Below are 20,235 nucleotides of genomic sequence, written 5' to 3' on the forward strand. Positions count from 1 at the left end.
TACAAACATTAAATAGATGTAATATATATTAATCTGCTGATTATAAATGTTTTAAAACACTTGTTTAAATTAATTTAACATAACGTTATGATTTAATTGAGAATTTGTTAAAACTCCCTTAAACAGACGATCCGGAAAGTCAAAATACCTTTGCACATCTGATTTGAAGAAGCCTGTATCATCAAAATATCTGATCATATAAAAATCATGCAGGTTCCTGAAGATTATAAAAATTAAACAAAAGGAAGAAATGAGAAAAGTAAAGATTGTACTAGGATTATTGTTTTTGGGATTTGGAACACTGGCTTATGCGCAGACCACGCAGGCTTCTATTGTAGGAAAAGTGACCGGGCTGGGCAGTGCTGCTCAGGAAAAAGTGAAAGTAACGATCGTGAACGAGTCTACAGGATTCAGGACGGAAACAGAGACTAACTCCAAGGGAGAATATATCTTTAAAGAAATTCCTCTTGGCGGACCTTACACAATTATCGTGAATGAAGAGAAGAAAGAAGGCTATAATGTCAATTTCGGAGATCAGGTGACGGTCAACATGAGCCTGGGAGGTGCAGAAAAGCAGATAGAAGAAGTAATTGTTACCGGAAACTTAAAAAACAAGATCGGAAACCTGGGTGCAGCTACTGCCATTTCAGCTAAAAATATCAGTATGCTGCCTGTGAACGGGCGAAATTTCACTAATCTTACGGAGCTGTCTCCGCTCAGTGGAAAGGGGGGAAACCTTTCTGGCCAGCTGGGATCTTCCACGAACTTTACCATCGATGGGATGACAGCAAAAAATCCTACTTCTGCAGGTTCTACCACCAGCCGAAGCGGTGCGCCATTTTCTATTTCAATAGAAGCCGTCCGTGAATTTAAAATAACCACCAACCAATACGATGTAACCTTAGGAAGAAGTGGTGGAGGAACGGTAAGTGCCGTTACCAAATCCGGAACCAATAAATTTTCAGGAAGCGCATGGGAATATTTAAGAACAAACTGGCTTTCCAGCCCTTATGATATCAGGGGGAACAAAAGAGAAAATGATTTCTCTACTTCTCAGTTTGGTTTTTCATTGGGAGGCCCCATTATTAAAAATAAATTACATTTCTTCGTAGCCTGGGATCACCAGCTGGATTCCAGACCGTTGATTATCGCAGATATCAAATCTACGGATGATGAGAAAAGATTTAATACAACAACGCAGACACTGAATCAGTTCCTGGATATTGCAAGATCAAAATACGGGGTAGGAAATACACCACAGTTCGGAAGTTTTGATAAAGTAAGAAATTCAGATGCGGGATTTCTTCGTTTGGACTGGCAGATCAACGAAAAAAACTTATTAACTCTAAGAAATAATTTTACATACGATCTGAACAAAAACGGATTGGGGGATAATACCGCGATCAATTTTTTTGAATCTTTCGGGAATGATAAAAATCTTGATAACAGCTTACTCTTGACTTTAAGAACAAACGTTAAGCCGAATATCACGAATGAATTAAAAGCACAGTATTTATATACTTTCCAGGATAGCTACCAGAACAATGAGTTGGGGCATCCGGTTCCAAGAGCTGTTGTAGAAGGAGTTTCTTCAAGTGTTGGATCTACCAATATCCAGATTGGAGGACATCGTTTTGGCCAGGAGGGTTTCAGGAATAATGTAATCCAGATTGTAGATAATTTATACTACAACACAGATAAAATTAAATATACTTTTGGGGCAGATTTAATGTATACCAGATCAAAATCTATCTACGGAAGTGAGGTGAACGGAAGATTCCAGTTCCAGGGAATGACGAATTTTGCCAATCTTACGCCTTATAGATTCTACAGAGAAGTGCCTTTAATGGATGATCCGTCTGTAAAATCCAGTATCTGGAATGCAGGAATATATGGACAGATTCAGACCAAAATAGCAACAGGTCTTGATTTTATGGCAGGATTAAGATTGGATTATGGTGGATATCCGAAAGCCGAATTTAATCAAAAGCTTTTTGACGAAATGGGAATCACTACAGATAACCAAATCAAATCCTTTGTTATTCAGCCGAGATTTCAGTTTGAATGGAATATCAACGAGAACAGTAAAGATTTCTTAAAATTTGGTGCAGGAATCTTCTCTTCTGATATCAATAATTATATGGTAATCAATAACCTTGTTTTTGATGGAAAACATTTGGCAACGGTAGATGTGAATCCCGCTACTGTTGGTCTGACTCCTGATTTTCCAGCATATAGAAACGACTACGGCACTGTTCCTACACTTTCACAGAATCAAATGCCTACCATCAATTATACAGGGAAAGATGCAAAAATTCCAATCGTTTATAAAGCCAATATCTCCTACAATCACTTCTTTAATGAAAGATTCAGAGCCGGAATTGCGGGATATATGGCGTTGGGAAGAAACAATTACTTCTATTACGACAGAAACATGAAAGTCAACCCAGCTTTCACTTTAGCTAATGAAGGAGGAAGAGGTGTATATGTGCCTGCTGGTACCATTATCAATAATGATAATAAAAGTGTGAGTATTGACTGGAAAGAAGGAAGGATCAATAACAAATTTGGAAGAGTACTTGAGCTTGTAAGCGATGGTAAAGTCAACCAGTTTTCATTCGTGGTAGATACCAGCTACCGTTATTGGAAAGACGGAGAGATCACAGCAAGTTACACATGGTCTGATATTAAAGACAATACCTCATACAACGGCAACGTAGCGAATTCTGCCACACTTTCCACTCCGGTTCAGAGCGATCCAAGAGACCTGAGAATGAGCTATTCTGATAACCAGTTCAGGAATAAAATTGTGGTGTATGGTAACTCACCTACCATTGCTGGATTTACTTTGGGAGTACGATATTCAGGAATTGGAGGTACACGTTTCTCAGTTACGGCAGGTGGAAATGTCAACGGAGATTTCGTAGATTCAAATGACCTTGCGTATATCTTCCCGGAAATCATTACCCAGCCGCTTCTTAATGATCCTGAAGTAGGACAGGCATTGAAAGATTATGTAGAAAAATATAACAATGCAATTGCAGAGCGTAACGGTGGTAAAAACGGTTTCTTCGGAGTATGGGACGTTCGTGTCGCCAAAAAAATCAAATTTGACAAAATTGGGGCCTTTGAGCTTTCAGTAGATATTTTCAACTTAGCCAACCTTCTGAATAAAGAATGGGGCGTGAATAAATCTTACGGAAATGTAGCATTGTACAAAGTGACAAAATTCAACCAGGAGACAAAACAGTTTGAATACGTTAAAAATACCAGCGGTTTAGCCCCACTTTCTGGGAATCCTTACCAGATCCAGATTGGTGCTAAATATAGCTTTTAACATTTAAACACTATCTTTATCAAACGTTTTTAAGATTTTTATTTAATTAGCTAAATTGTATTATGAAAAAAATTATCTTAGGGTTAGCAGTTTTAAGCACAGTCATAATGAAGGCACAAACCCAGATTATTGCACACAGAGGCTACTTCCAGGCACAGCCGCCTACCACGGAAAACTCTCTTCAATCTTTAGAGAATGCCCAGAAATTAAAGATATACGGATCGGAATTTGACGTAAGGATGACCAAAGACGGTGTTCTTGTGATTAATCATGACGAGCATCACGGACAAATGGAGATTTCCGAAACCTCTTTCAAAGATCTTGAAGCATTGAAGCTGTCTAACGGCGAAAAGTTTCCAACACTGAAAGATTATCTGAAACAGGGTAAAAAAGATTCCTCTTTAAAGCTGATCGTTGAGATCAAGCCTGCCAAGACTCCAGAACTGGAAAACGAGATTACTCGGAAAACCCTTAAAATGATCAAAGATATGAAGCTGGAAGGACAGACCGAATATATTTCTTTCAGCCTGAATATCTGTAAGCAGGTCAAAAAACTGGAGCCGACATTCAAAGTACAATACCTGAACGGTGAACTTTCTCCGGAACAGATCAAAAGCGAAGGTCTTGACGGAATGGATTACCATTACAGCGTTTTCCAGAAAAATCCTACTTGGATTGCTGATGCAAAAGCTTTAGGCCTGATTACCAATTCATGGACAGTGAATGATGCCGCGGTTTATCAGGAGCTGAAAAATCAGGGAATTGGTTTTGTCACAACCAACATTCCGGATCAGTTAAAAAATAAATAACAGATTTGGCTTAAAAAAATAAAGCCGGATATTGAAAATCCACAGCCTGTCTCTTTTGGAGGCAGGTTTTTTTGTGTTTGGATTTATACGTGATAAAACTCTCATATAGAAATGTACTGTTTAAACTGATTGTTTTTTTTTAACGCAAAGATTTATAACAGCGTTGATTCCATTAAGCGTGCGTAATATCCGGTAGCTTAATCAATGGCGGAGCCATCACCTTTGCTCACCTCAAAATAAAGAGTACCAAAGTAAAACTTTGCGTCAAAAAATAAGGTGATTTCAGCAATAAATCAAAATACAGAATAGCTCTGATCCTAAGATAAGCAGTTGGTCTATATTTTCTCAGAAAGACAATAAAGTTACAGTAATGTAGATTCAAAACAGCATTAATAATACTTAATTGTATAAGTGTTTATTAATCAATGATATATAACTGTTGTTAAAACTAAATTCATATTTTGTTTAATATTTTTTTAATAAATGTTAAAATTGTATTAAAGCCATGCTCGTAATGTCGCTTTAATTTTGCGCAAACAAAAAGGATATGCGTAAAGAGACCCAAAAACTGCTGGTTTTGTCGCTGCTAGGATTAGTAAGTGTCAATCTGGCGGCTCAGCAGAAAGTAAAAAAAGATACTGTTAAAGGCATTGATGAAGTAGTGGTAACTGCTCTTGGAATCAAAAGGCACGACAAAGCTTTAGGATATGTTGCAGAAAAAGTAGGCTCCGCAACATTTGAAGAAACCCAGAACAACAACTGGGCACAATCCATGGAAGGAAAAGTGGCCGGGCTTAAAGTTCAGACAGCAGGAGCCGGACCGCTGGGAACTTCCAGAATTACCCTTAGGGGAGAAAAATCCATTATGATGGATCACAACTATGCCCTGATCGTTGTAGACGGTGTTCCCATGGGAAATTCCACCACAGGTTCAGGCACATCCGCTTATGGAGCGGGTTCAGGCGGAGATGTTCCTATCGATATGGGGAACGGTCTTAATAGTATCAATCCTGATGATATTGAATCGGTAACCGTGCTGAAAGGTGCTTCTGCAGCCGCTTTATACGGTTCACGTGCTGCCAACGGAGCTTTAATGATCACCACAAAATCAGGAAAGACCAAAGACGGGAAGCTGAAGGTGACCTTCAATTCCTATTCAAGTTTCGATACCGTACTTAAATGGCCTGACTGGCAGTACGAATACGGTCAGGGAACTTTAGCTAAAAACTCTGCAGGCCAGTTTTACTATTCTTATGGCCTTTCTGCGGATGGCGTAAGCACTGGCGGAACAAGTAGTGCATTCGGACCCAAATTTGCCGGGCAATACTATTTTCAATACGATCCTACCGTACAGGGACAGAGTCTCGAGAGAAAGCTTTGGAGACCTTATGAAGATAATATCAAAGGCTTCTGGAGAACAGGCTCTACCTACTCAAACAGCATCTCAGTAGAAAGCTCAAATGACAAAACCAGCTTCAGGACCTCTCTTACCTACCTGAACAATGAATGGATGATGCCTAATACAGGCTTTGACAGGTTTAATTTTGCCCTGTCTTTTGCTCATCAGCTTACCAAAAAATTAAAGATATCAACCAAATTTGCCTATAACACAACCAGCAGCGATAACCTGCCTGCTACAGGATATAATAACCAGTCGATCTCATACTTCATGATTTTCCAGAATCCGAATGTAGATCTTAGCTGGTATCAGCCCATCTGGAAATATGGCCAGGAGCAGGTGGACCAGATCCATCCGTTCAGCTCTTATATAGACAATCCTTATCTTATCGCCTACGAAATGCTGAATGGGGTAAAGAAGAAAAATATCACAGGAAATATCACAGCTGATTATCAGTTCAATAATAATTTCAGTTTAATGCTCAGATCCGGCATTGAAATTCTGAATGAAAAGAGAACCACAAGAAGACCGTGGAGCTCTGCCAATTATTTAAAAGGGTATTACAGAGAACAGTTCATCAAAGATCATGAATACAATAACGATGTCTTGTTCTCCTATAAAAAAGATCTGAACAAATTCAGCCTTTCCGCCTCAGTCGGGGGAAGTATGCGTTACAATGAATATGTAATGAATGATTACCAGGCAATAGGTTTAAAGACGGCCGGAGAATACAGTCTTACCAACGCACTTTCAATTCCTGTAAAATATCCTGTTCCACGTGACAAGCAGGTAGAAAGTGTATACGGATTGTTTACCGCAGGATATGACAATAAGATTTTTGTGGATGTCACAGGAAGAAATGACTGGAGTTCCACACTTCCGAAGCAGAACAGATCTTTCTTCTATCCTTCAGTGAGTACCAGCTTTATTTTATCAGATATTTTTAACCTGAAAAGTAACAGCCTGAATTTCTGGAAGCTTAGGGGTTCATGGGCTAAAGTGGGAATAGACAGTGATCCTTACCTGCTGGATAATTATTATACAGCGAGCAATATCACAGGAAGTGTAATCATTCCAACTGTTTTTAACAATCCTTCCCTGAAGCCCGAAAAAAATACCAATATTGAAGCCGGGATGGATTTCAGCCTTTTCAAAAGCAGGTTAAACATTAATTTCACAGCCTATCAGAACGTCAGCGAAAACCAGATCATTCCCGTGTCATTGCCTTACGAAAGTGGATTCTCCAAAAGAATTATCAATGCAGGAAAGATCCGAAACAGAGGTCTGGAACTTTCAATGGATGCCTATCCTGTAAAGACAAAAGATTTCTCATGGAAGATCGGTGGAAACTGGTCTACCAACGAAAACAGAGTGATGACCGTTCCCGAAGGATTTGACGGAATTGTTTCCAATGTAGGGGGAGTAGTTTTCTATAAAATGGAAGTTGGTGGCTCACTTGGAGATATGTACGGATACAAACTGCTTCGTTCGCCTGACGGAAAAGTAGTTTACAGAGACGGATTGACGGAAATTCCTGCAGGAATAGAAAAAGTAGGAAATGCATTCCCGAAATGGAGAGCCGGGCTTCAGAATGATTTTAAAATTAAAAACTTTACCATCAGCTTTTCATTTGACGGGCAGTACGGTGGTATAGCGTATTCCCAGTCCCATCATAAAATGTCTGAACAAGGAAAGCTTAAATCCACCCTTCCGGGAAGAGAAAATCCAGGCGGGACGATCGTGGGAGATGGTGTCGTTCAGAATCCTGACGGCAGCTACAGTCCAAATACGAAAGCGGTAACACTTTCTTCATACTATGGAGATTATTACAGAAGAGCAAATGTAGAAACCAACAGTTTCAGCACAGATTTTATCAAACTTAGAGACGCAAGAATATCCTATTCCTTCTCAAAAGATATTATACAGCCTCTCGGGCTTGAAGATGTCACGCTTGCTATTTTTGGAAAAAATCTCTGGATGTGGACCAAATTCCCAATGTTTGATCCTGAAGTCGCTACTCTGGATAATGCCACGATTACCCCCGGTGTTGAGATGGGTCAGCTTCCTACTGCCAGAACCGTTGGCTTCCAGTTAAATCTTAAATTCTAAATTTAAAAAAAATGAAAAAAATAATCATAAATCTGGCGTTGGCCGTTTCTGTTTTTACCCTTCATTCTTGTGACAGAACCTTTGAAGAGATTAATACCGATACCAGCAGAATAAAAGACCCGTCCGTAGGAAGCCTCCTGGCTCCTATCCAATATGAAATGGGAAGCTATGGCTATAACAGGGCAGATGACTTTACATTTGATATCATGCAGGATGCTCTGGATTTTCCCAACGAAGGAAATACATTCAGCAGATATTATTTTAATGAAAAAAGCGGGGCAGGCTATTGGGACAATTCCTACAAATGGCTGAAGCAGGTGAATGACCTTAGAAAATATGCCGCCAAAGAAGAAAATAATAACTATCTGGCTATATCCATGGTTCTGAATGCCTGGATTACGGCTAATCTTACAGATGCTTTTGGAGATGTTCCTTTTTCTGAAGCCGGAAAAATTGAAGAAGGTATTCTGAAACCTAAATATGATAAGCAGAAAGATATCTATATTCAGCTTTTAAACGATTTAAAAACAGCGAATTCTCTTTTTGACGCTACAAAAGCACTTACAGAAACTGATCTTTTTTATAATGCCAATACCAACAGCCAGACCGGAATTTTGGGATGGAAAAAATTCTGTAATTCACTTTCTTTAAGACTTTTGACAAGAATTTTAAGCAAAAACGGTGAAGTGAATGTGCACGAAAGAATTCAGGAGATCGTTAATAATCCCACACAATATCCCATTTTTCAAAATAATAATGACAGCGCTGTCCTGTCCCTTTCCGGAATATCTCCGTATTTACCTCCAATAGCCCGTCCGCAGGATTTTACAACGTCCAGAGCGGCCGGTGAATTCTTCGTGGAAACATTGAAAAATAACAATGATCCTAGACTGAGCATGTTCTTCACCAAAGCGAAAAATACAGCAGGCGCAGATCTGGGTTACAAAGGAGCTCCATCCGGATATACTTTAGGTACTATATTCGATTACCAGCCTTCTAATTTGAATCAAAATCTGGCAAAAGCACCGTTAAAAGTTTTGATCATGACCTATTCCGAAGTGCAGTTTATTTTAGCAGAGCTTGTTAATAGAGGAATTATTGCCGGAAGTCAGCAAACATTTTATGAAACAGGAGTGAGGTCCATCATTGAGCAATGGGGAGCTGTAGTTCCTGCCGGGTATTTCAATAATGATAAAGTGGCTTACGACGGCTCACTGCAGAGGATCATGCTTCAGAAATATATCTCCCTGTTTTTTGTAGACCATCAGCAGTGGTATGAATTCAGACGTACCAAACTTCCTGTACTTCCTAATAACGGAGGACTGCAGAATGGAGGTGTGATGCCTGTAAGATTCATGTATCCAACTACGACAAAAGTGATGAATACTGACAATTATAATGCGGCAGTACAATCCATGGGTGGAGACAATATCAATGTGAAAATGTGGTGGAATAAGTAAATAAGATTGAATAAAGAATAAAGAATAAAGAATAAAGAATAAAGAATAAAGATATGAGTATCAGTATAAAACTTTTAATGCCTTGTGTATTGACTTCTGCGATGGCATTTTCCCAGGATTCAGTTTCGGGATATGTATTTGAAGACGGCAATAAAAATCAAAAAAAAGAAAACCGGGAGAAAGGAATTGAAGGCGTAGCGGTTTCCAATGGTGTTCAGGTTGTTCTTACAGATAAAAACGGAAGGTATAGCCTGCCGGTTCAGGAAGATCAGACAGTGTTTGTCATTAAACCTTCAGGGTACCAGACTGCTGTGAACAGCAATAACCTGCCACAGTTTTATTACCATCATAAGCCAAAAGGCTCGCCTGCCGATTTTAAATACAAAGGATCCGCACCCACGGGAGAGCTTCCAAAAGAACTGAATTTCCCACTTTACAAAAAAGACGAAAGCAAAAATTTTGATATTCTTGTCTTTGGAGATCCGCAGCCTTACACAGAAAAAGAGCTTGATTATTTCAAAAGAGCCATCGTAAACGAAGTGAAAAGCACCAAAAAAAATGCAGTGCTCGGAATAAGTTTAGGAGATTTGGTAGGAGATAATCTGAGCCTTCAGAAGCCTTATGCTGATGTGATGAAGGAAATCGGCCTTCCGTGGTACAACGTAATGGGAAATCATGACATGAATTATGATGCCAAAGAAGACCGTTTCTCAGATGAAACCTTTGAATCCAATTTCGGGCCTGCCAATTATTCATTCAATTACGGAAATGTTCATTTCATTATTTTGGATGATATCCTTTATCCCGATCCAAGAGACGGAAAAGGCTATTGGGGAGGTTTCCGTGAAGACCAGCTGAAATTTGTTGAAAATGATTTGAAACTGGTTGATAAAAGCAAACTGATCGTTGTTTCCTTTCACATTCCTTTAGAGCATAAAAACGAAGACAATTTCAGAAATTCAGACCGCCAGAAATTATTTGATTACCTGACCCCTTTCCAGAATGCATTGATTTTATCGGCTCACACCCATATCCAGCAACAGATTTTCTACGGAAAACAGGCAGGCTGGAACGGTTCAAAAGACCTTCACGAATACAATGTAGGAACAACCTGCGGTGACTGGTGGTCAGGAACAACCGATGACATCGGTTTGCCAACTTCAACCATGAGAGACGGAACAGCAAAAGGATATTCTTTCATCAGTTTTAATGACAATCAATACAAAGTTAAATATAAAACCGCCGGAAAACCGGAAGATTACCAGATTCAGTTATATATTCCGAAAGCCATTCCTCATCCGTCAAAAACATCTGCAAAAATTCTGGCTAACTTCTTTATTGGAAGCAAGAAAGATAAGGTGGAGTACAGGATAGATAACGGGAACTGGGAGGAAATGGAATATGACGAAACGGTGGATCCCAACTTTGCCCTTTCAGTTTTCAAATGGGACTCTACACAGAAACTTTTCCCAGGCAGAAGACCCTCTAATCCTGAAATGTCAAAACATATCTGGACAGTAGGATTTCCTAAAAAACTTGATTTAGGAAAACATAAGCTGGAGGTGAGAGCTTCAGATATGTACGGAAACCAGTTTACAGTTGCCGAGGAATTCGACGTTCAAAATCCGGTTCTTATCCCATAAATTTTCATTTTACTATACTTTCAAATTCAGAACCGGCTTTAAAGTCGGTTTTGTTTTTTATTTTGTTCTCACAGCGTCGGATAATGTACACAGTAGACCATATAAGTTTTATGAAAAAACAAGATCTTTATTCTGAATAATATGCATATACATCTGTGAAAATCCGTGTAATCTGTGGTTAAAAAAACGATCACAAAAGTCATAAAAGCTTTGATAATTAAGTTATTGGAGTTTAAATGTTTTGCGTAAAGAAGTTCACATATGACCTTAAAAGTTAGAAATTTTTCTCATTAAAAAGATTTGCTTCATCTGCAAATCTGCGAGAGATAAAAATGAATCACAATGCATTTAATTAAGGTGTCAAAATTTTTGTGATTAAAAAGACTTTGTATTTGACTACGTTATTAAAATTCTATTAAATCCAGATTTCACAGGCCCTGTAAAAATGTTCTTTCGTAAATTTGCATCAGAAACATTAGTATTATGAATATAAATGGAAAAAATGCCATCGTAACAGGTGGTGGAAGAGGGCTTGGAAAAGCGGTGGCCCTGGCACTGGCGAATGAAGGAGTAAATGTTGCTATCACCGGAAGAAATGAAGAAAATCTTAAAATGACGGTTGAAGAAATCAAAAGGCTGGGAGTGAACTCAACCTATGCAGTTTTTTCTGTAGATAATGAAATTCAGGTAAAAGCTGGAATAGAATCTTTGGCAGAACAATTGGGCGGTATAGATATTCTGGTAAACAATGCTGGAATCGGAGACTTCGGAACAATCGAAGAAATGCCTTCAGAAACCTGGGAGCAGGTGATTAAAACCAACCTGTTCGGGGTATATTATGCTGCAAAAGCAGTTCATCCGTTTATGAAAGCTAGAGGAGAAGGTGACATCGTTAATGTAGCTTCTACAGCAGGTTTAAAAGGTGGTCCTAATATGTCCGCTTATGCTGCATCAAAGGCTGCGGTAGTATCTCTATCCCAATCGATGATGGCGGAATGGAGAAAGCAGAATATCCGTGTAATCACCCTGACACCAAGTACAATTGCTTCCGATATGAGCATTCAGGGAGGGCTTACCGACGGAAATCCGGATAAAGTCCTTCAGCCTGAGGACTTTGCAGAATGGGTAAGAGATATTTTAAAAATGAACAGACGCGCATTAATTGCCAACGCTTCAATCTTCTCTACCAACCCATAATCAGTAATAGTTGCTGAATAACTTTCTTAACAATAAGAATATTCAATAGGAGCGGGCTTTAGCCCGCTTTTCATTTTTACGGAAACATTGGGCTTTAGCCTAAACAAGAAAATAATCATGAAAAAACGATGACTAACAACACTTCCATTTTTTTAACAGTGATAACATCCCTATTTTTGCATTAAATTACTTACGCACATGCAAAATTATTTAGAATTCAATTTCAAGATTACTCCATTACAGCCATGGAATGAGATATTAATGGCAGAGCTTATCGAAATAGGTTTTGACAGCTTTACAGAAGAAATCGACGGAATTTTAGGATATATTCAGAAAGAACTGTTTAAAGAAGAAGAACTTAAGGCACTTCCGCTTTTTGAAAACGAAAATGTACAGATCACTTATTCTTTCGAGGAAATGCCGAATATCAACTGGAATGAAGAGTGGGAAAAGAACTTTTCGCCAATCAATATTGATGATAAAGTCCTGATCAGGGCAGAATTCCATGAATCGGTACCGGGAATGCATGAAATTATCATCCAGCCTAAAATGTCTTTCGGAACAGGGCATCATCCAACAACTCACCTGATGATTCAGCAGATGATGGATATTGATTTCAATGGTAAGAAAGTGCTTGATATGGGCTGTGGAACCTCAGTTTTGGCAATTTATGCAAAACAGATCGGTGCAGCAGATACAAAAGCTATCGACATTGATGAATGGTCTGTAGAAAATTCAAAAGAAAATGCTGCCAGAAACGGTGTTGAGCTTGATATTGAACTGGGAACTGCAGAAAACCTTGGAAAAGAGAATTATGATATCATTCTGGCTAATATCAACAGGAATATTCTGATCTCTGATATTCCGACCTATGTTTCAGTAATGAATGAAGGTGGAAAACTATTGCTTTCAGGATTATGTTTCTTCGATGTGGATGATATTCTTGAAGTTTGCAAAGAAAGCGGGCTTGAGCTTAAAAAGAAACTGCAGCGCGAAGAGTGGGTAAGCTTATTGCTGGAAAAATAATGAAACAAAATAATATGATGAAATCCCTACTAACGGTTTTATGCCTCTTGTTCCTCCAACTATTTTCGGCTCAGGAAGAAAATGTGACGTATGCGGACGGCATTTTTAGCTTTGAGGAAAATAAAATCCAGAAAATTTTTACAGACTGGACCAGAGTAAGAAAAGAGCCGGATGTAAAAGCCCAGATCACCGACTCTTTACTGGCCAACCAACAGGTGATGATTCTTAAAAAAGAAGATGCTATCCTGAAGTTAGGCGAAAGAGGGGCCAACTGGTATAAGGTTTCCTATCAGAAGGGAGATGCTGTTTCCGAAGGATATATCTGGGGCGGAAATCTATGTGTAGGTTACCGTAATAAAAATGGCTATGACTTCCTTTTCGGACTGTCAAAAACAGTAGACCGGAAAAATAAAGAATACAATGAAACCATCAAACAGAATATTGCCGGAATAAAAGTCATAGAGGGAACTAATTTAATTGATGAGGTATATTTTGATACCGGAAGGGGAGAAGAGTTGAGTTATGCCTCATTTACCATTGAAAGCAGTCATAAACTTCAGAATGTGGAACTGACCCTTAAAGCTCTGGTTTCCGGTGAAGCATGCGGTATTGCAAGTTATAATCAGTATGTACTTTTCAGAGATAAAAAACTGGTTGCCCTGCCTCAGCTGATGAATGTAGGGGATGCCGATGTGTATTACCATTCTGAAGAATACATTTTTCCCAATGATAAAGGAGGTATTCCTGATGCCTTTATCTTTAAGATAGAAGAAATGGAAAGAGACGATAAAGACAGGGAAAAGAAAAAACGTTCCTCTAAAACATATCTTTGGAACGGAAATTCTTATAAACTCAAATAAATTGATACTATTCCCAATAGCATTTGCTAAATGTATTCTAATGGTTAGTACTCTTTTAAATAAAAACTCACAATTTATATTGTGAGTTTTTTATGTGAATAAGACTGAAAACATCAATCTCTTTTAAAATCTAATTTAAGCTTTTAATCCAACGGAATGAAAAGATTGCAGATTAATGATGAGTTACAATGGTGGGTGGATTACTCTCAGACTCCGGCCCTTGTTCAAGGGATACAAATTTTCCGTCTTTGAAAGTTAAAATATTGGTTATTGAACTGTTTCCCATTATGAAATTCTCTTTGTAAAATAAAGATTCTTCCATTTCTCCGGTCTGTTTATTTTCTGTAAATGCAGATTTATAGGGTTTTCCAAATTTTGATATAACCTGTTCCTTGGTCATTCCAATACTTAATGATTCGGAAGTGAATTTACTCCTTGATGAACAAGAAGTTAAAAATGCTGAAATCAGAATTACATACACTGTTTGAGTTAAAAAGATTCGCATATTTTTTTATTAAAAATAGTAAAAAGTATTAGATATACTAGTACAATTTAATCTTTAGGGAAATTTAAAATAAGGGAGTGACAGATTTCTATAACCAATATACGGACAGCAATTTGCAAAATAGCTATGAAGTAACTATCAGCAATTGGAAAGTTTATGCCTGGACAAACAAAATGAACTTTTTTGGATGTATAATAATTGTTAGATTTGGATATTGGATTTGGCATGTAATCCATAGACTGTTAGAAAGAATAAAAGGACAACAAAATTGCGAAATGACTGACATATTTGAAAATTATCTATCCTCAACAGGAGAACTATCAGCTGAGGAAATTAGCTTTTCTGCACAGTTTTTCAAACCGATCCGCTTAAAGAAAGGTGATTTTTTTATTCGTGAGGATGAATCCTGCCGTTATATTGGGTTTATCGCTAGTGGCGCTGTAAAAGCATACGCTACCGACAAAGAAGGAAAGGAAAATATAACCTGTTTCAAGTTTGAAAATGAATTTGTCACCTCGTTTCCGGAGTTTGTCACGCAGAAAAAATCCAGAAGGAGTATCAGGGCTATAGAAGATAGCATAATCTATAGAATAAGCTATCCGGACTATCATTATCTCCTTGGTCAGGTAACCGCTTGGAACGGAGTCATAAAATCGGTGATGGAGCAGGAGTATAAACAGAAGGAAAGTTATCTGCTGAATTACAATAACAGGTCGGCTGTGGATAAATACAGTTTTGTTCTGTCTGGCGAGCCGATCCTCATCCAGCGTGTAGCTACACAGGATCTGGCATCCTATCTGGGCATCACACAGCGATCGCTTACACGTGCAAAGGGACAAATACATAGACTCAACGTTTTATAGGACAAATGTCCTTATGCAGGCCTGATCACTGATGTAGATTTGCGCAAAAAAAAATATGCTACATCAAATTGCTCCCGAAGTGTTTCAGATTTCACTGATGCCACGAAACAGCATTAATTGCTATATTATCGAAGGTGTATTGGTAGACTCCGGAATACGGAGTTCATATACCACAGTAAAGAAAGCTCTCCAGAAAATCTTCGTTTATCAACATATACTGACGCATGCGCATGCTGACCACCAAGGCTGTAGCGACCAGATATGTGATGAGTTCGCGATACCCTTACTTTGTCATCCCGACGAAGTTTTTAGGACCGAAACAGGTATCGTAACCAACGACTATCCAGCTCCGCAACACTGGATAGCAAAGCTTCAGCAAAAATACTGGGCGGGTCAGGGACATAAAGTTGAGCGAACCATTGTTGAAAATGACAGGATCGGCAACTTTCAGGTAATAGAGACGCCCGGACACTCGCCAGGTCACATTTCTTTATTTCGGGAGCGAGACGGTGTACTGATAATCGGTGATGTGGCGACAAATATGAACCTGCTTACAACAGCAACCGGTCTGAGGCTTCCGCCAAACATATTCACTTCAGATCAACAGAGCAACATCAGATCACTCCAGAAGTTAGCAGAACTGAAACCTGACATTATCTGCTTCGGTCATGGACCGGTCATGCGAAATACAAATCGGAAGTTTGAGCAATTTGTGGCTAAATGCAGTACAGCTGTCAGAATATAGATATTGCTAAATGTGCTAATACTAAAGTTTGGAACACCGGTTGTTATGTATAAAAAGGAGACAATTATTAAATAGTGTCTCTTTAAGTGAACTTGGAAGGACGACTATTATTAAACCGTTTAAATACAAGATTGGATTGAATTTTGGTGTTAGATATTGATTATCATTTTATTGTAAGTTATTTGGACGACTCGAATCCTTAGGATTGAGATCTTTGGAAAGGATAAAAAGATAGAAATAACATAATCAGAATGTGGACGGCGGTTTTATGGTGAATTGTTATAAATTGAAAATTCAGAATTATAAATCATACCCTTTAAACATTGAAAAAATGACAAATATTTTGATTAAAGATTTAATTCAGCAATTGAAAGATATTGAAAATGCTGACTTGTGGATTGACGAAAACTTCGAAAAAAAGCTTTTGAAGGTTGATGAACAAACGGCTTTTGAGCGCCCCATTCCGGATATACACAGTGTTGCGGAAATTATCTCACATTTAACGGAATGGCGTAAAGAGGCTTTTAGCAGACTTAAAGGAAATCCAAGAGGTCTTGAAATGACGGATGCCGCTAATTGGCGAAGTAATGAGGATCTCAAAGTAAAGGGCTGGGAAAATCTGTTAAAGGAATTTTATACCAGCCAGCAACAGATTATATCATTTCTGGAAGAAAAAGATGACGACTATCTGTATAGTCCTTATCTATTTGCCCAACCGTCTTTCCCGCATAATTTCCAGTATCTGGTTACAGGACTTATCCACCACGATTTTTACCATCTCGGACAAATCGGTATTACCATTAAATTTTTAAAAAAGTAATTTCATGTTTACTCTTTATACCGGATAGTTAACGAACCTGATTAATATGCCTTTTTTATGATGATGCTGATCTCACCGTTTCGCTCAATATAGATGACTTTGACCTGGTTTAGATCATCAGTCATCGCTCTTTTTCTCAGTTCCTGCATAATATCTTCTTTATGCAGCTGTGCCCTTTCCATATTGGCCTGTATAAACTTACCGTCCTGAAATACCATAATTTTATCTCCCTCAACCAGATGAATGAAGCGGCTGCTTTTCCCTTTATACCAGCTGAAAAATCTGTGTAACAGGACAATTGCTGTACATGTTATGGTAACTGGAATAAAAGGGGAGGCTCCCACTACTGCACGGCTCAGAATGGCACCCAACAGCATTACAATAATGTTATCGAGAGGTGATCCGATACCGAATGACCGCCTGCCTGAAATACGGATCAGGATTAGAGCGAGTACAAAAACCGTGACACCACGACATGACATTTGGAGCGTATTTAATGATGTTCCGTTTCCCCAGAGTTCTATTAAAGAATCCATAAGTTTCATTTTAAACAAAAATATAAAATCCGTCAGAATCTGAATGGCTGTAAGGAAAATTCCATCTGAAAATGACTCTTGTGCGATTGATAGCAAAAAACTTTGATCACGTAAAGAATTGTATTGAGAAAAATAATTTCTGCCTAGCTGTACATCCAATAAGAACTGTAAATACAGGCCGGTTTTTTATCTTTATGATCCCAATCATGATCTTCATCAGGAAGTCTTCCTAGATTTGTATATGATTAATGCAAGCATAATTCCATCTACAATGCTATTTAGCCTCTCATAACCGGGAGGCTTTTTTATGAACTGCGTGTAGTAGTGGTTGATATTTCAATCATTTTAAACTTAAAATAAACTAAAGTATTTATAGCGTTTCACTCAGCTTTTCTGACTAAATTTCTAATAAGTTTAAAAGGCTTATTAATAGTAAACTCTGCCCTTAATGATTTTAATGAGGTTTTCACTTTCCATTCTCTTAAAAGTCCTGATGACGGTTTCAATTCTTAAACCTGTTAGAAAAGCAAGTTCTTTTCTGGTGTAGGGTATTTTATAGGAATAACGTTCTTTATTTTGGCTGCCTTTTAAATTGTTGAGTACTGTAAGTAATTGATGGGTAGAATCTTCGGATGTTAAGCTGTTTAAAAAAATACAGCTGTAGTATGATCTTTCTGCTAGATAGTGGAGGAATTTCATTTGAATTTCAAAATCTGAAGCTAGCAATTTCAAAAGTTTGGAGTGCTCTAATCTAAATATAGTACAGTCCTCCATTAAAACAGCATTAACGGGATATTTATATTTAGAGAATAAAAAAATCTCACCAATAGAATCGCCCTCTTCATGAATACTCTGAATAAACTCCTTTTTTTTAGTCTGAAAATTGGTAAGCTTTATTTTACCTGTTTTAATCTGAAAATAATATACGGGAGCATTATCCTCTTCAAAAGAGCAGCTGAGATTTTTGTAATTGAATAATATCTGCTCCAAAAGTAATGAGCAAGTCTTCTTGTATGACCATAACTCCTAATTAAACAACTTTCACATAGCTTGATTGTGAATATTTATTACAAATATATTAATTTAATATTTCTTTGAATGTGATTCAGATCAAAAAGGCTTTTAAATTATATTTTCAAATAAGCTTTTCATACTTCATAGAATTGCTGAAATAGTGGTGGCTGATCAGTATAAGCGCCATTTATTTTTTAGGAGATAAGCTGATAAAGATACTATTTTTTTTATATGTACCTTTAAATTATTGAAAACCAGGTGATAACTTGTAATGGCATTGTAAGAATCCTATGTTTTTAAAAGGTTTAAAATATGACCTATGTCATAATATATGCTTTGCTGATAGGCTACCTTTGAAATATATCATTTAAGAAAAATATGAATGCAATACTTGGGCAAGTTGTGAAATCTATAGTTTTGAATTTGAAATTTCCTTATAAAGCAAGCATCTTGTAAATCTTTAGCCATATGCAATGGCAGACGGAAGGAAGATTTTTGCTTTTGAGCCTCAAAAAAACAAGCGTTTGTTCATACTATAATACGTTTGAAAACTAAGAGGCAAATAAATTCAAAACTTTATACCATATCAGTCTTCTACACAACAAAGCAAACATTAAAAATTACATTATGTCTATCCAAAAAAGTCTTTTGCATTCAGTACAGGCAATTGAAGAGCAGTATACTGCTGGTGATTATATATTTCGTGAAGAGGCTATACCGCAGTTTTATTATCAAATTGTGACGGGTGAAGTGAAGCTTAACAGCTATAAGGAAGACGGAAAAGAATTTATACAGGAAATTCTTTCAGATAATTCTTGCTTCGGAGAATCAATGCTTATTTTGGGAAAGCCATACACTGTAAATGCGGTTGCGCTTACAAAGTGCAATGTCCTAAAAATAGGAAGAGATCAGTTCTTCCGGTTACTGCAGGACAATCCTGCTATTTTTCTGGATATGTATACGACTTTGTCGGAAAGAACCTCTGAAAAACTGGTATTGATGCAGAAAATTTCAGGTCAAAATGCTGAAGAACGATTACTGGAGCTGATGAACCAAATGAAAGAGGCCAAAGAAAATAAAGATAAATACTCATTCGAAATCCCCTATACCAGACAGCAGCTGGCTTCACTTACAGGACTTTCTCTGGAAACCACAATCAGGGTAATAAAGAGAATGGAGAAAAATGAAATTCTTGTAATAAAGAACGGAAAGATATTCTATTAATATTCTTATATAGCTGGTTGAATATATAATGTCAACTAAAAGTTAAAAGTAGATCTTGCGGTTTTTAATTTTTAGCACTTTGTCTGCTTCCATTTTTTTTACAGTTCTTATCACTGTTTCAACTCGTAGTCCGGTTATGGATGCTAACTGTTTTCTTGTAAGAGGAAGCTCATAAGAATAAGGGCTCTGATCCTCACTCAAACTCTTAAAATAGGCTAGAATACCTTTAATTCTTACATTGGAATATTTAGAGGCATTATTCTGCATCAGAATAAACTTTTGATAAAGCCGCTCCGCAATAAACTGCCGGACATCTAATGCAGCCTGATGATGATCATCTAAAAGCTGCAGAAAATCAGTTTTAGGAACCATTATAATGCTGCATTCCGAAATGGCTATGGCGTTTACCGGATATGTTTCTTTAATGAAAGATAACAGCTCGCAGACACTTTGTCCGTCGGATAAGAGGCTTTGAATGAGTTCTTTACCTTCTTCGTTGGTATGGCTCAGCTTTACGGTGCCGGTAATGATCTGATAGTAGAACTTAGGTAGATCTCCTTCTTCAAAAATAACATCAGATGGACCGTAAGTTTCAGTAAATCCACCGTATTGTGACAGTAAATCAATATCAATAAGCATAGCAAATTATTAAGCTATGGCATCGTCCGGTTACGTTACAAACGATACC

16 protein-coding genes are annotated in these 20,235 nt (G+C 37.7%); 12 read left to right on the top strand and 4 right to left on the bottom strand.

All coding sequences use genetic code 11. The features are described 5' to 3' along the window. Positions 1–250 precede the first annotated feature (250 nt). From QF044_RS01965 to QF044_RS02000, 8 genes are all read left to right on the top strand, one after another. Positions 251–3,337 (top strand): TonB-dependent receptor, encoded by a 3,087-nt coding sequence (locus tag QF044_RS01965; protein ID WP_307263019.1) that lies wholly within the window; start codon positions 251–253, stop codon positions 3,335–3,337. A gap of 62 nt (positions 3,338–3,399) precedes the next feature. Next, positions 3,400–4,146 carry a glycerophosphodiester phosphodiesterase family protein gene (locus QF044_RS01970; protein ID WP_307263022.1) on the top strand — a complete coding sequence of 249 codons (747 nt, stop codon included), beginning with the start codon at positions 3,400–3,402 and terminating at the stop codon, positions 4,144–4,146. Between the two features lie 547 nt (positions 4,147–4,693). Then, positions 4,694–7,654, top strand: coding sequence for a SusC/RagA family TonB-linked outer membrane protein (locus QF044_RS01975; protein ID WP_307263025.1), 2,961 nt, complete (start codon positions 4,694–4,696; stop codon positions 7,652–7,654). 11 nt (positions 7,655–7,665) lie between these two features. Beyond that, the gene (locus tag QF044_RS01980; RefSeq protein ID WP_307263027.1) at positions 7,666–9,114 is read left to right on the top strand and encodes a SusD/RagB family nutrient-binding outer membrane lipoprotein; all 1,449 of its coding nucleotides are present in this window, start codon (positions 7,666–7,668) and stop codon (positions 9,112–9,114) included. 77 nt (positions 9,115–9,191) lie between these two features. Further along, positions 9,192–10,757, top strand: coding sequence for a calcineurin-like phosphoesterase C-terminal domain-containing protein (locus QF044_RS01985; RefSeq protein ID WP_307271902.1), 1,566 nt, complete (start codon positions 9,192–9,194; stop codon positions 10,755–10,757). Positions 10,758–11,240: 483 nt separating this feature from the next. After that, the gene (locus QF044_RS01990) at positions 11,241–11,954 is read left to right on the top strand and encodes a 3-ketoacyl-ACP reductase (protein ID WP_307263029.1); all 714 of its coding nucleotides are present in this window, start codon (positions 11,241–11,243) and stop codon (positions 11,952–11,954) included. A 198-nt stretch (positions 11,955–12,152) separates the two neighbouring features. After that, positions 12,153–12,980, top strand: coding sequence for a 50S ribosomal protein L11 methyltransferase (gene prmA, locus QF044_RS01995; RefSeq protein ID WP_307263031.1), 828 nt, complete (start codon positions 12,153–12,155; stop codon positions 12,978–12,980). Beyond that, entirely contained in the window at positions 12,980–13,840 is an 861-nt protein-coding gene (locus QF044_RS02000) for an SH3 domain-containing protein (RefSeq protein ID WP_307263033.1), read from the top strand. The genes prmA and QF044_RS02000 overlap by 1 nt, the downstream gene beginning before the upstream one ends. Before the next feature lie 172 nt (positions 13,841–14,012). Here QF044_RS02000 and QF044_RS02005 read toward each other — a convergent pair whose 3' ends face one another. After that, complete coding sequence (locus tag QF044_RS02005; RefSeq protein ID WP_307263034.1) at positions 14,013–14,345, bottom strand: hypothetical protein; 333 nt, start codon at positions 14,343–14,345, stop codon at positions 14,013–14,015. 275 nt (positions 14,346–14,620) lie between these two features. Between QF044_RS02005 and QF044_RS02010 the strand changes: the two genes are divergently transcribed. The 3 genes from QF044_RS02010 to QF044_RS02020 all read left to right on the top strand — a co-directional run bounded on the left by QF044_RS02010 (position 14,621) and on the right by QF044_RS02020 (position 16,773). After that, the gene (locus tag QF044_RS02010) at positions 14,621–15,208 is read left to right on the top strand and encodes a Crp/Fnr family transcriptional regulator (protein WP_307263037.1); all 588 of its coding nucleotides are present in this window, start codon (positions 14,621–14,623) and stop codon (positions 15,206–15,208) included. 55 nt (positions 15,209–15,263) lie between these two features. Then, on the top strand, positions 15,264–15,953 hold the full coding sequence (locus tag QF044_RS02015) for an MBL fold metallo-hydrolase (protein WP_307263038.1): 690 nt from the start codon (positions 15,264–15,266) through the stop codon (positions 15,951–15,953). Between the two features lie 331 nt (positions 15,954–16,284). Next, complete coding sequence (locus QF044_RS02020) at positions 16,285–16,773, top strand: DinB family protein (protein WP_307263040.1); 489 nt, start codon at positions 16,285–16,287, stop codon at positions 16,771–16,773. Positions 16,774–16,814: 41 nt separating this feature from the next. Here the strand turns inward: QF044_RS02020 and QF044_RS02025 are convergent, their stop codons facing one another. Next, on the bottom strand, positions 16,815–17,309 hold the full coding sequence (locus QF044_RS02025) for a DUF421 domain-containing protein (RefSeq protein ID WP_307263043.1): 495 nt from the start codon (positions 17,307–17,309) through the stop codon (positions 16,815–16,817). 426 nt (positions 17,310–17,735) lie between these two features. Next, positions 17,736–18,299 carry a Crp/Fnr family transcriptional regulator gene (locus tag QF044_RS02030; protein WP_307263047.1) on the bottom strand — a complete coding sequence of 188 codons (564 nt, stop codon included), beginning with the start codon at positions 18,297–18,299 and terminating at the stop codon, positions 17,736–17,738. A gap of 651 nt (positions 18,300–18,950) precedes the next feature. Between QF044_RS02030 and QF044_RS02035 the strand changes: the two genes are divergently transcribed. After that, complete coding sequence (locus QF044_RS02035; protein ID WP_307263049.1) at positions 18,951–19,547, top strand: Crp/Fnr family transcriptional regulator; 597 nt, start codon at positions 18,951–18,953, stop codon at positions 19,545–19,547. Positions 19,548–19,589: 42 nt separating this feature from the next. On the opposite strand, the gene QF044_RS02040 is transcribed toward QF044_RS02035, so the two are convergent. Continuing rightward, a complete protein-coding gene (locus tag QF044_RS02040; protein WP_307263051.1) occupies positions 19,590–20,186 on the bottom strand; it encodes a Crp/Fnr family transcriptional regulator in 597 nt (198 codons plus the stop codon). Positions 20,187–20,235: the final 49 nt, after the last annotated feature.

Origin of the sequence: Chryseobacterium sp. W4I1, assembly GCF_030816115.1 — a bacterium.
Lineage (GTDB): Bacteria > Bacteroidota > Bacteroidia > Flavobacteriales > Weeksellaceae > Chryseobacterium.